Origin of the sequence: Neobacillus sp. PS2-9, from assembly GCF_030915525.1 — a bacterium.
Taxonomy (GTDB): Bacteria; Bacillota; Bacilli; order Bacillales; family Cytobacillaceae; genus Neobacillus.
Map to the genome: position 1 here is coordinate 3737114 of NZ_CP133269.1, position 12494 is coordinate 3749607.

Below are 12494 nucleotides of genomic sequence, written 5' to 3' on the forward strand. Positions count from 1 at the left end.
GTACCCTCTTCATTAAAATGCCACTTCAGGAATCTTTCTATTCAACTGTATGTTTAAAGAAGTTGATCATGTTCAAATAAATATTGGTACGAGATATCAATGAATAGATAATCATTCCCGTTCATTGGAAAGGAAAAAGTTCGAATGGTTTCACCTGTTTCAATGTCACAATATAAATCAGACAGAATACCTTTTTGTTCATGACGCATTTTTATTATGTTTTCTAAAAAATAGGGACGCCAACTCCAGTTTTTATTTAAGTACTCAGATTGGCTGATCCAGCCATTTTTATCTTTAAAAATATTTGCTGACTTTTGAAAACCATCTTCGTCACATATATACATCCTAAATGCCACCTGATCCATTTCCTTTATCAAAGCCTGAAAAAGTTCTTCATAACTTGCTTTTCTGTTTTTTATCACTAGCTCCTGAACCTTTACTTGCAAGTTTTCTGCAGTAGTAAAAACAGCCTCTAACTTTTTCTTTTCATAGGAAATAAAATCATGAAATTTTTCTTTTAACCGATGCTTTAATAAGTCTCGTTCTATGAACTCAGCAGATGGTGGGTGTAAGTAATATCCCTGATAATAATGGCCACCATTTTTCCAAGCAAATTGCAGCTGATAACTCATTTCAATATTTTCAAACAAAAGAGTAGCACCTATTTTTCTTGCAAAAAGCGACAAGGAGAACAAAACATCATTAAAGTTCATCCCTGTTGACGTCGATTTTAGCGGATGTAAATTGATTTTTAATATATCTGGATTAAGCTGACCTAGACGTTCAAAATAATGACTTTCACTGTCAACACTAGCTATGGCAATTTTAATACCATATGTCCTGTAATACTGCAGAAGATGGTCAAATTGATCCACATCCCCATTGTAATTACGATCAGAAATTTCCAGAACTATTCGCTGAAGATTTAACCCTCTTTTCTCAAAAGCTAAAAGCTCCTGTAAAAATGGCTCACCATGTTTATACATTAATAAATCGGCATTCCGATTTAAAAACAAGCGAATATCAGGATCTAGTTCCATTGATTTTTCAAGCGCCTTTTTAACAATTAATAAATCCACTTCGTATTTATATTCATCAGGGATCTCTTCGTCTTGAAAAAATGGACCCAAGCTTATTATATTGCCTTCAGATTGGTATCTCCCTAAGACCTCATAAGCTATAACCCGCTGTTCATCGGCACTAAAAATCGGCTGAAAATAGGGAAAGCAATTTTCAACATCCGATAGGATATCCAAAGCATCCATCTAAGTACCTCCAAAAAAATATTTTCATTATACCATACGCGTACGTGCCGTTTCACGTTCTTTTCCAAAAGGATACCATTATAGCAACTTAGATACAATCACATCCTACATACAAGCCCTTTAAAAATGATTTTGGAATTCAGTGTTAATAGGGCAAATGGTGATACCAAAAGATCAACGCTTTAATTGAGCGTTAAAGGAGGATTAATTTTGAAGAAGCTTTGCTTGGCAGCATTACTCCTTCCAATGTTTGGTTGCAGCCATTTTAATGCGAATACAAATTCTGTCTCTAACAAGGAAAAACCAGAGTCTAGAGTGCCGATAAGTAAGAGTTCCGAGAACGAATCTCTGACCGTCCCTATTAGTAATAAATCAAATACCATAACGGACGTTAAAGACCAAATAATAAATGTAAAAAACAAGCCAATAAAGAGTAATTCTGTTAGTGCTCCACCGAAAAAAAATTCTGCCATGCTTAATGTAGTTTTAATCAAACAAAACCCCGAGTTACGTTATGGGTGTGAAGTAACAAGTTTAGCGATGGTTTTGAATTATGCAGGCGTGAAAACCAATAAAATGGATCTTTACCATTCCATCCAGAAAGACCCAGATCCCATTATTCGTTCAACCAAAGGAGACATACTACGCTGGGGAAATCCTGCTGATGGATTTGTTGGGGATATGACTGGCCGACGAGCAGGGTATGCTGTGTTTGACAAACCGATGATTGCATTAATCAATCAAAAACTACCGGGAAGAGCGGTTAATTTGACTAACCAACCCTTTGACAAAGTATTAGAGCACGTAGCTGCGGGTTTTCCAGTTGTAGTCTGGACGACTGGAGATTACCGACTGCCTGATCGGTGGGAAGGCTGGTACCATGGAAAACAATACATCAAGACACCACTTGATTTACATGCAGTAGTGTTAGTTGGCTTTGATACCAATTACGTGTATTTAAATGATCCACTATCAGGTAGAAAACAGGTTAGAGTCGGTAAAACACAGTTTATCTCCTCCTGGAAGGCCCTGCAAAGTCGAGCAGTAAGTTATAAATAATAAGGCAGTCAAATTGACTGCCTTTTTTTAATGTATATTAGTATCTTTTGAACCGTATATGCATAAAAACTACCAAGTACCTTTTTCACTTGCAATATGGGGTAATTTTAAAGACAATATGAAAGGACCCCCTTAAGTCCAATAACAGAAGGCTGGTAGAATAATGGCTAAAAAGCAGACGAGGAGAACATTTCTAAAACGATCATTCGGTTCATTTCTTGCCGTTCTAGGAGTAAGTTCGGGGGGCTATCTTTATGCAAACCGCATTGAACCATCATTACTCGATATTCAAGAACAACAAATGAAACATCCGTTAATCCCTAAAGGCTTTAATGGAATAAAGATGGTCCAATTTAGCGATACCCACCTTGGATTTCAATACACTCTTACCCAGTTTAAGAGGTTAGTCGATAAAATAAATGCTATACAGCCAGATATTATAATCTTTACTGGAGATTTAATGGACGAGCCAAATAAATACACGGAAATCAATAAACTTGTAGATCTTTTAGAAAAATTACATGCCCCACTTGGAAAGTATTGCATATTCGGTAATCATGATCATGGTGGCTACGGTTCAGACATTTACCGTAATATTATGGAAACCACTAATTTCAGCGTCTTACTAAATGAAGCAAAAGAAATAAAAGTAAAGGATGGAAGTGCTATCTTTTTATTAGGAATTGATGATGCCATGTTAGGAAGGCCCAATTTACCTCTTGCCTTAAAAAATGTTCCTAACGATTGTTTTAAAATCTTACTTTCACATGCTCCAGACCTTGCCGAAACAGCTGCACAATATCCGATTAACTGGCAAATAAGTGGCCACAGCCATGGTGGACAAGTTAAACTTCCCTTCATTGGTCCGCTTGTTATACCGCCTTATGCCAAAAACTATCCAGAGGGACTTTATACCATAGAAAATAATCACAAGTTAACTCTATATGTTAACAGAGGCATTGGAACTACTAGATTACCTTTCCGGTTTATGTCCAAACCAGAGCTAACCATTTTTACATTACTCTCATCAGAAGACATATAAAAAATCCTTATCAAAAATACAAATGATAAGGATTTTCTCGTGTTTAGTTTCCAGCATTTTTTTTCAAAAATTTCTTCTCAAGCTCTTCAACAGGAAGTGGTTTAGAATAAAAATATCCTTGAATTTTATCACACTTCGCCTTAGCTAAAAATTCTACTTGTTGCTGGTCCTCTACACCCTCAGCAATTACTTCCAAACCTAAACTTTGGCCTAAGTGAATAATCGACCTAATAATAGCAGCATCTTTTTGATCTAAAAGAATATCCTTAATAAATGATTGATCAATTTTTAAGCCATCAATAGGAAATTGTTTTAAATAACTTAAGGATGAATACCCAGTCCCAAAGTCGTCAACCGAGATGGATATCCCTAGCTCCTTCATTCTTTTTAAAATAGGAATAGTTTCTTTTGTATCCTGCATGGCCCCTTCAGTAATTTCTATCCCTAGAGAAGAGGCTTGTATTCCATAGGTTTGAATCATTGATTGAATGAAAGGAACAAGGTTTAGATGCAGGAATTGTTTAGGTGATATGTTTATCGCTACACGAATATTCATATATCCCAAGGAATTCCAGGTATGAATTTGTTGACAAGCTTTTTCAATTACCCAATAACCTATTGGAATAATTAGCCCTGTATCTTCTGCCAATGGGATAAATACATTAGGTGAAATAAACCCAAATTCACTATCTTTCCATCGCAGCAGGGCTTCAAAACTATTTACTTCTCCTGTGGCGATATTAATCTGTGGCTGATAAAACAAAGACAGCTCTTCTTTTTCAATAGCCTTTCTTAGGTGTGTCTCTAACGTAACCACATTGGTAAAAGTTGAATTCATATCAGTACGATAAAATTGAAAATGTGCCTTTCCTCTTTCCTTCACACGATAAAGTGCCTCGTCAGCGTTTTTGATCAGCATCTCCGCATCATTTCCGTCATCGGGATATAAGCTTATACCTATGCTGGGTGAAATATAATACTCCTGGGTATTTAAATAAAAGGATTGTGAGAAAACAGAAAAAACTTTTCTGACAAAAGAATTGGCCCTTTCTCGATTAGCCGCTAGCAAAAGAACAGTAAACTCGTCACCACCTAGACGGTAAATATAGCATGTATCACTTTGAAATTGAGATAATCGATCAGCTACCTTTTTTAAAATCTCATCACCTGCCAAATGACCGAGAGTATCATTAAGAAACTTAAACCTGTCAAGATCAATCGAAATTAAAGCAAATCCTTTTAATATATTTTCAGGTAAATGAATTTGATCATTTAATTGTTCCAGTAAGGCTCTACGATTTAATAATCCCGTTAATTGATCGTGAAAAGCCATAAACTTTATCATTTCCATATTTTTAACTTTTTCAGATAGGTCCTTTAATATCACATATAACCCTTTGATTTCGTTATGAATGACAATCGGAACAGTTTTAATATGGACAATAAGTAAATAGCCTTTCGAATGAATAACCTTACAATCATGTGCCTCAAGTGCTATGCCAGTACAAGATTTCTGTAAGAGCACTTTAAATTTCTCAATATCCCTGTCATTTATCAAGTCGTAAATGGATCGATTGATCATCTGCTTTTCTGAGTAGCCTGTTAAAAGGGAAGCAGCAGGATTGGCTTCTAGAATTTTTCCATTCAGGTTAATTGTAAAAATTGAATCAAGGTTATGTTCAATAATGGATCGATATCTCTGCTCACTTTCAATTATTTTATTTTTCTCCTGTAACCATTCAGTCACATCTCTTGTTACAGCTACAATATAACTAATGGCATTGTCTTGATCCAAAACTGGAGTTAAGAGAGTTTCACCATAAATTGTTCTTCCATCATTTAATTCAAATTGGTCGTCAAAGGTTATGACTGTTTTTCTTTTTACTAATTTCTCATATTTTCGCTGAAGGGAATTTGCGAATGAAAGGGGCAGCACTTCGTAAAATGTTTTTCCAATGGATTCAACAGAAAGGTTAGCTTTTTTCATGCCAGATTCGTTGACGAATATATATCGGAATTGCGGCCCTTCTTCAACCTTCATTACAAAGACCATATCTTGAATGTGCTGAAAAATAATATCAAAAATAATTTTCTGTATTTTTCCGCTGGCTTTGCCAGAAGCTAATTCATTCGTTAATAAATTATTTAAATGCTCCATTAAATCATCCTTCAGCTGAAAAATTCTGATTTCTTACAATAATGTTTTTACATTCTAGTATTTCTATTTTACAATGAATTTAATTGAATGAAAGTAATTTATTGAAAATAATGATTATTTCGCCAAAATTTTTTAGACCTATATACTGCTATGTTTCTATTTTTTTAAAAAAGAGGTATAATAAAGTTGCCTTAACAAAATGAAAGGAGAACATACCTTGAATCACGACCAGAAATATCCCCTATCCAAACTAAATCTAACCATCGAAAACCTCGCTCAAGCAGTCTTTATTGTGAATCGCCATGCAAAAACAGCAACTAATCCCAAATTCTTGTACAAATTGAAACAGGAATCACTAAAAAAATTAATCCAAGAAGGCAAGGCAAAAAAAGTAGGACTCCACTTTTCAGAAAATCCTAGAAACAGCCAACAGCAATCCGATGTGCTCGTTGAATGTGGCAGATACACCTTCCATATTCCTCCTATTAAATCTGATTTCCATGAACTTCCCCATCTTGGTAAACTTGATGGACGTGTTAGAAATCCCAAGGCGACCCTTTCACTAAGTTTCGCTAAAGCTTTATTGCAAACCTACACAGGAATTACTGAAATAGAGAATCCAGTATCCATAGCAAAGAAAAATCAACGACCATACCAAAAACCTATATTCAAGAAATTAGGAGAAAGATATTCTTAATAGCTAAGAACAAGGGTGACCAAATACCACTGGTCACCTTTTTTACTCGAATTAAGAATTCTTATATTCGCTACAACTTCTTGATAGTTTTGTGAACAAAATCACAAACCAATAGACTCAAATTAAAAACCGCATTACAATACAGTCATAAGAAGTTATTCCAAAACATTAGTATAAACTTTAAAAGAGGTGCTTTTAATTATGAAAGGAACTGCCATTCTATTTCAAGAGCAGAACATTACATTTATTGAAGATGTTGAACATTCCTTTTACGAAGAAATAAAAGAGCAATGTGGTTGTGAACAATGCAGCTGCAAGCTTGATGAGAAGATCATCGATTTCGGTTCTGTGTCACCTGTATTCTGGCATGAAGATGAAATCGACTGGGATTACGGTTATTAATCATACTCAATAATTTTGATATAAACTCCCCTCCCCCTAAAAAACGGTCTGAGATAACTCAGGCCGTTTTTAATTGATTTACTATGTTAAAGCATTATGTTGATTTAATACACCTGTTGATTGGAGTGGAAGGCACGAAGACTCCTGTGGGAGTATGGTTCAGGCGAGACCCCGCAGGCGCAAGCGCCGAGGAGGCTCGCCGAAACACCCACGGAAAGCGAAGTGCCTGGAACGGAAATCAACAGATAATTTTAATAGCCAATTGATTAATACATGTAAACACCTTGCTTACAAATTGTTTAAATTCATGATATTCTAAACGAAGATTACTCCTGAACTGGAAGGATGGACAAAGATTGGAACATTTAGTAAATAACAGAGTTAAAGATATCGAAATATCAGGAATTAGAAAGTTCTTTAATATGGTTTCTCACATGGATGACCTAATCTCGTTTACCATAGGCCAGCCTGATTTTCCTACGCCAGAACATGTGAAAAATGCTGGGATTGCTGCGATTGAAAAAGATTTTACTTCCTATACTCACAATGCAGGAACAATCGAATTACGCAAGGCTGCATGTGAATTTGTTGAAAAAAAATATGATTTGAAATATAAAGCGGATTCCGAAATAATTGTAACTGTCGGAGCAAGTGAGGCGATAGATATTGCTTTTCGAACCATATTGGCGGAAGGGACGGAAGTTATTTTACCTGGTCCTATTTATCCAGGATATGAACCCATTATTCGAATGATGGGTGCCGTACCAATACACGTAGATCTTAGAGAAAATCAATTTCGTTTCACTTTAGAAACGATAAAACCATTTATCACTGAAAAGACACGATGTATTGTGCTTCCCTACCCATCCAACCCTACTGGTGTCAGTCTATCAGAGGCAGAGGTGAAAGAAATCGCAGTTTTTTTAAAGGATAAAGATATTTTTGTTCTTGCTGATGAAATCTACAGCGAGCTTACCTATGACCAGAAACACACGTCTATTGCGCGTTTCTTAAAAGAAAAGACAATTGTGATTAATGGCCTTTCGAAATCCCACTCAATGACTGGCTGGAGAATAGGCTTTCTATTTGCATCAGAAAACATTACAAAGCACATTTTAAAGGTGCATCAGTATAATGTCTCATGCGCTAATTCCATCGCTCAGAAAGCCGCATTAGAGGCTTTAACAGTAGGAATAAATGATGCTTCTGCTATGAAAGAAGAATATGTCCTTAGAAGGGATTATGTGTTTCATCGATTAACAACCATGGGACTTGATACAGTTATGCCTGATGGAGCATTTTATTTCTTTGTTAAAATCCCTGAGACAATTCCTTTAAATAGCTTTGATTTTGCCATCAAACTAGTGAATGAAACAAAGGTTGCCGTAGTTCCCGGTAGTGCATTTTCTGACTTTGGAGAAGGCTATTTCCGTTTATCCTTTGCCTGCTCCATGGAAACGCTAGAAAATGGGCTCGATCGAATGGAACAATTTATGAATAATTGGAAATAGCAAAAACAAACCTCCTCATCTAAAAATTAACCGGTTTACTTTAGAGGTTCAAACAGTTTAAAACACATAGGGAAACGCACTTGAATTATTTGCGATTTAGAACGTGGATTGTGTTGATTTTAAAATAAGCGGAGTTTTTCCGGTTAGACTGCAGAATAGAGCTCGCTTCGGGGTAAATAAGCGGAGTTTTTCCGGTTAAGTAAAGAAAAATTACCCATTTTTACGTTTTTTTAGTCAATAAGCGGAATTTTTCCGGTTATTTAAGCTATTTTCAGTGAAATTTCCTAAATAAGAGAAATTTCTCCGCTTATTTATCAAACTCGCTTTTGCGTCTAACGAACTTGTACCACTACGTGTGCTTTAGTAAGAATATTAAAAAAGGCTTAGAGATATTTGCATCTCTAAGCCTTTTTGACTGTGAATTGTGTTGTGAGCTTCACGTGATTTGCTATGTGATTAAGTTTGTTATTTACCGTTTTGCACCATACAAGTAAACCCGTTATCTAAAAATGAGGGGACTTTGTATAAAGGAACACAATTACCCCTTATATTTTCCGTTATTCTTTGGTGCTTTTTCTTTTTTAGCTTTATCTTTATGAATTTCATTGGTTGCAGCTGAACCCATTTCATGTGCAAATTCTTCATTTAATACCGCAGAATCAAAACCCTTTTTGTTTTTTTGCTGTGGATCATTCTTTTTTGTCCGTTTAGCCAATGTGTTTCCTCCTGTCTTCTTAAGGTTTCTATACTAGTTTCTTGAAGACAAGAAGAATTTATGCTTGGGAGATTGTGGCCACTGTGTATTAGTTCTTCCAATATTTATAAAGTGCTTGAGTACCGCTGTCTTCCTCTCCATTTTCAGCTAACTGTTCATAAAGCGACTTTGCCAATGCGAGTCCAGGCACGGGCATATCCATTCGCTCAGCTTCATCTAAAGCAATTTTCATATCCTTAATAAAATGTTTTATGTAAAAACCAGGTTCAAAATTCCCTTTCAGCATCCTCGGTGCAAGATTACTTAATGACCAGCTCCCAGCCGCTCCTGTTGTAATGCTTTTTAATACGGTTTCAGGGTCAAGCCCTGCGTTTTCGGCATAGATTACTGCCTCACAGACACCAATCATATTTGATGCAATGGCAATTTGATTGCACATTTTTGTATGCTGGCCTGCACCTGGTTTTCCTTGATAAACAATATTTGTACCCAGATGCTGCAGAAGAGGAGATACTGCTTCAAATGCTTCCTTTTCACCACCCACCATAATGGATAGCTTCGCTTCCCTTGCACCTACATCTCCTCCAGAAACAGGAGCGTCTATGCTTTGAATCCCTCTTCTTTTGGCTTCTTCGTATATTTTCACAGCTAGAGAAGGAGCAGATGTCGTCATATCAATGAGGTAACTTCCTTCCCTTCCATGAGGAATTAATCCATTTTCACCAAAATAAACTTCCTCGACATCCACTGGATAACCGACAATGGTGAAAATCACATTTGCCTTTATTGCCACTTCTTTTGGGGTTTCGACCCACTCTGCCCCTTTCTCTATTAACTCATTGGCCTTTTCCTTTGTTCTAGAATAAATCACTAAAGGATAACCAGCATCTAATAAATGACCGGCCATACTCTTTCCCATTACGCCAGTTCCAATAAAGCCAATTACGGTGTTATCTGGATTATGCAAATTAATCTTCCTCTCAATGAGATTTTTCTCTATTTTAGCACTTTCATTATGTTTTTAATAAAGATTTGCATAAATAAAGACCGAACGTCCAGTCGTCCGGTCTCCGTGCTCCATCTCCAAATTTATGCACATATTAATGATGTCCTTACTCATTAAAAAATAAACTATTATAATTCAGAAGAAAAGTTTGTTAAATAGGTTCGTCCAAATACTTCCTTATCATTAAATACTTCTATAGAGACTGCTTGATCTCTTTCAATCATATTTTTAAGTTCATAAATATGTAAATCCTTTTTTAATGGAAGTGGATCCATAAAGATATACTTCTCACCTTTTTCCCTTACCTCTAAATACTCTCCGTTAAGGACTTGTTCCTCACCATAAATAATTTCTCTTTTCCCAATTGCCTCAGCTAACTGATCATCATGGATTGTAACCTTTACTTTATACATCTGATGACCTTCTAAAATCTCATTGTTTATTCGAAAGCGAAATTGCAGCTCATTGTTTTTCGTTAATAATGCATCTGCATAACGATTCACAATTAACTCATTTGAGAATAAAAGCCCACAGCCACTTAAAAAAGAAATACAAAAAACTCCAATTAGTAAGGTAAACATTCGATGAATTTTTCTTCGCATTTATAACACTCCCCTTTATTTTTACCATAGCCATATTTGAACGGTAATAAACGTAAAGAAAGGTTAATAAAGGAAAAAAATCATATGCCTAAATAGCCTTTACCATTCCTCCATCTACTAGAAAAGAACTTCCAGTCATATAGGAATTTGCATCAGATAGAAGAAAGGCAGCAACATTGGCAAACTCCTCAGGTGTTCCGTATCTCTGTAATGGAATTCCTGCTTTTACCTGAAGTTCAACCGTTTCCCTCTCTACACCCAGCTTGTCAGCATTCACTTGATCTAAATGTTTAACACGATCAGTCGCAATTCTGCCAGGAGCAATAGTGTTTATTAAAATATTATAAGGCGCTAATTCTGTTGCCAATGTTTTTGATAAACCTACGATTCCTGTTCGGAATGTATTGGAAAGGATGAGACCAGGAATCGGTTCTTTTATTGATGAGGAAGCTATATTTAGTATTTTCCCCCCCTGTTGCTTTAAAAAAGGCAATGCAGCACGAATGACACGTACATAGGATAACAGATTCAGTTCAAATGAAGTTTGCCAATCTTCGTCCGTTAAGTCCTCGAACGCTCCTGCTCGTGGACCACCTGCATTATTTACTAGTATGTGTAGACCTCCGAACGTCTCATTAGTGACAGCAACTAACTGGTTAATATCATTTATGTTTGTAATATCCGCTTTTTGAAACGCCACTCGACCTGTACCGATTGACTGAAGTTCAATAGCTTTTTGTTTTAATTTTTCTTCTTCGCGGCCTGAAATCATGACGTTGACACCTTCTTTTACAAGCCTTTCTGCAATCGCAAATCCAAGTCCTTGACTGGATGCTACAACCAAAGCTGATTTACCAGATAAATTTAGTTCCATATTTTATCCATGCCTCCTTATTATTCTATCTTCAGTATACAAGATTACCAAAGAAAGGTAGTGGTAGAAAACTCACAAAAAAAGGCGGAATATTTTATCCGCCTTTTTTTTGTCAACATATATTTAGAATGTATGCCCAAGATCCTTTGCACGCGCAATAGCATTTTCTTTAATTTCTTGTGCTTTATCCGGCATCGCATTATGACCTTCGACGAAAAGACCTTCAAGCTCATTGATACCAAAGAAGCTCATCATGACACTTATATAACGGTGACCCATTTCCATCTGTGCCGCTGGTCCTTCAGAATAGATCCCACCGCGCGCTTGGATGTGTAAAGCTTTTTTGCCTGGTAACAGTCCTACCGGCCCTTGTTCTGTATATTTAAACGTTTTACCTGCTACAGCAACAGAATCTAAATATGCTTTCATTACAGGTGGGAAGGAGAAGTTCCATAATGGTGTGACAAATACATATTTATCAGCAGCGATAAATTGGTCACTTAATTCATTTAGACGGCTGACTTTTGCTTTCTCTTCAGATGATAGTTCGTCAAATGCTTGTCCAGAACGGAGCTTTCCCCATCCACTGAAAACATCTGCATCGATATGAGGAATATTTTCACTGTATAAATCTACGTGAACTACTTCATCATTTGGATTTTTTTCTTTATAGCTATCTATAAATGCTTTACCAACTGCCATACTATATGATTGTGATTCATCATGTGGATGTGCAGTAATGTATAATACTTGTGCCATTCTAATCACCTTTCTTGTTGTGTAGGATCTAATATAGTTTGAATCAAAATCTTATAAAATAAACAATGATATTTATTTTAATTTAAGATATCTTCAATTCAAGGTAATTATATAAGAGAAGAGTCTTCCTTTCAAACAATCTGCTTGTACAAAATAAAAAAAGGATTTGTCATGTGACAAACCCTAGCAAAGAACATTATTCATTTGTATCAAGTGAATAAGGATTTCGACCGATGTTTATTCTCATTTCATCAGTCATCTGGAATGGTTCAGTTACTACTGCCTCGTTTGTTGCTGGGCCAAGTTGAAAACTTCCATCATAATGTACAGGCTTTTGTTCCATTTTCCTTTTCACCTCCACAGACTCTTACAGTTATCATATGTATATTTGTGCCCATTTACCG

At 36.0% G+C, this 12494-nt stretch carries 13 protein-coding genes; 5 read left to right on the forward strand and 8 right to left on the reverse strand.

What is annotated here, in order from left to right:
- Nucleotides 1-53: 53 nt before the first annotated feature.
- Nucleotides 54-1265 (reverse strand): EAL domain-containing protein, encoded by a 1212-nt coding sequence (locus RCG25_RS18785; protein WP_308080340.1) that lies wholly within the window; start codon nucleotides 1263-1265, stop codon nucleotides 54-56.
- A 207-nt stretch (nucleotides 1266-1472) separates the two neighbouring features.
- Between RCG25_RS18785 and RCG25_RS18790 the strand changes: the two genes are divergently transcribed.
- Together RCG25_RS18790 and RCG25_RS18795 are read left to right on the forward strand one after the other, a co-directional pair.
- Nucleotides 1473-2324 (forward strand): C39 family peptidase, encoded by an 852-nt coding sequence (locus RCG25_RS18790; protein WP_374121085.1) that lies wholly within the window; start codon nucleotides 1473-1475, stop codon nucleotides 2322-2324.
- A 163-nt stretch (nucleotides 2325-2487) separates the two neighbouring features.
- Entirely contained in the window at nucleotides 2488-3366 is an 879-nt protein-coding gene (locus RCG25_RS18795; protein ID WP_308080342.1) for a metallophosphoesterase, read from the forward strand.
- 43 nt (nucleotides 3367-3409) lie between these two features.
- Here the strand turns inward: RCG25_RS18795 and RCG25_RS18800 are convergent, their stop codons facing one another.
- Entirely contained in the window at nucleotides 3410-5524 is a 2115-nt protein-coding gene (locus RCG25_RS18800; protein ID WP_308080343.1) for an EAL domain-containing protein, read from the reverse strand.
- A gap of 199 nt (nucleotides 5525-5723) precedes the next feature.
- Here RCG25_RS18800 and RCG25_RS18805 point away from each other — a divergent pair, with 199 nt between their 5' ends.
- The 3 genes from RCG25_RS18805 to RCG25_RS18815 all read left to right on the forward strand — a co-directional run bounded on the left by RCG25_RS18805 (nucleotide 5724) and on the right by RCG25_RS18815 (nucleotide 8134).
- Nucleotides 5724-6221 carry a YkyB family protein gene (locus RCG25_RS18805; RefSeq protein WP_374121006.1) on the forward strand — a complete coding sequence of 166 codons (498 nt, stop codon included), beginning with the start codon at nucleotides 5724-5726 and terminating at the stop codon, nucleotides 6219-6221.
- Nucleotides 6222-6422: 201 nt separating this feature from the next.
- Nucleotides 6423-6623 (forward strand): hypothetical protein, encoded by a 201-nt coding sequence (locus RCG25_RS18810; RefSeq protein ID WP_308080345.1) that lies wholly within the window; start codon nucleotides 6423-6425, stop codon nucleotides 6621-6623.
- Between the two features lie 356 nt (nucleotides 6624-6979).
- Nucleotides 6980-8134 carry an aminotransferase A gene (locus RCG25_RS18815; RefSeq protein WP_308080346.1) on the forward strand — a complete coding sequence of 385 codons (1155 nt, stop codon included), beginning with the start codon at nucleotides 6980-6982 and terminating at the stop codon, nucleotides 8132-8134.
- A gap of 538 nt (nucleotides 8135-8672) precedes the next feature.
- Here the strand turns inward: RCG25_RS18815 and RCG25_RS18820 are convergent.
- From RCG25_RS18820 to RCG25_RS18845, 6 genes are all read right to left on the reverse strand, one after another.
- The gene (locus RCG25_RS18820; protein WP_308080347.1) at nucleotides 8673-8849 is read right to left on the reverse strand and encodes a hypothetical protein; all 177 of its coding nucleotides are present in this window, start codon (nucleotides 8847-8849) and stop codon (nucleotides 8673-8675) included.
- Nucleotides 8850-8937: 88 nt separating this feature from the next.
- Nucleotides 8938-9816, reverse strand: a complete 879-nt coding sequence (locus RCG25_RS18825; RefSeq protein ID WP_308080348.1) for an NAD(P)-dependent oxidoreductase — start codon at nucleotides 9814-9816, stop codon at nucleotides 8938-8940.
- A gap of 167 nt (nucleotides 9817-9983) precedes the next feature.
- The gene (locus tag RCG25_RS18830; protein ID WP_308080349.1) at nucleotides 9984-10457 is read right to left on the reverse strand and encodes a hypothetical protein; all 474 of its coding nucleotides are present in this window, start codon (nucleotides 10455-10457) and stop codon (nucleotides 9984-9986) included.
- A gap of 88 nt (nucleotides 10458-10545) precedes the next feature.
- Nucleotides 10546-11331, reverse strand: a complete 786-nt coding sequence (locus RCG25_RS18835) for an SDR family oxidoreductase (protein ID WP_308080350.1) — start codon at nucleotides 11329-11331, stop codon at nucleotides 10546-10548.
- 123 nt (nucleotides 11332-11454) lie between these two features.
- Complete coding sequence (locus RCG25_RS18840) at nucleotides 11455-12090, reverse strand: FMN-dependent NADH-azoreductase (RefSeq protein WP_308080351.1); 636 nt, start codon at nucleotides 12088-12090, stop codon at nucleotides 11455-11457.
- 196 nt (nucleotides 12091-12286) lie between these two features.
- On the reverse strand, nucleotides 12287-12433 hold the full coding sequence (locus tag RCG25_RS18845; RefSeq protein WP_308080352.1) for a hypothetical protein: 147 nt from the start codon (nucleotides 12431-12433) through the stop codon (nucleotides 12287-12289).
- Nucleotides 12434-12494: the final 61 nt, after the last annotated feature.

Bases quoted from the DNA above. Each gene is read 5' to 3' on its own strand.
- RCG25_RS18785 (WP_308080340.1), bottom strand. From the start codon at position 1,265: ATGGATGCTTTGGATATCCTATCGGATGTTGAAAATTGCTTTCCCTAT.
- RCG25_RS18830 (WP_308080349.1), bottom strand. From the start codon at position 10,457: ATGCGAAGAAAAATTCATCGAATGTTTACCTTACTAATTGGAGTTTTT.
- RCG25_RS18795 (WP_308080342.1), top strand. From the start codon at position 2,488: ATGGCTAAAAAGCAGACGAGGAGAACATTTCTAAAACGATCATTCGGT.
- RCG25_RS18840 (WP_308080351.1), bottom strand. From the start codon at position 12,090: ATGGCACAAGTATTATACATTACTGCACATCCACATGATGAATCACAA.
- RCG25_RS18805 (WP_374121006.1), top strand. From the start codon at position 5,724: ATGAAAGGAGAACATACCTTGAATCACGACCAGAAATATCCCCTATCC.
- RCG25_RS18800 (WP_308080343.1), bottom strand. From the start codon at position 5,524: ATGGAGCATTTAAATAATTTATTAACGAATGAATTAGCTTCTGGCAAA.
- RCG25_RS18835 (WP_308080350.1), bottom strand. From the start codon at position 11,331: ATGGAACTAAATTTATCTGGTAAATCAGCTTTGGTTGTAGCATCCAGT.
- RCG25_RS18845 (WP_308080352.1), bottom strand. From the start codon at position 12,433: ATGGAACAAAAGCCTGTACATTATGATGGAAGTTTTCAACTTGGCCCA.
- RCG25_RS18810 (WP_308080345.1), top strand. From the start codon at position 6,423: ATGAAAGGAACTGCCATTCTATTTCAAGAGCAGAACATTACATTTATT.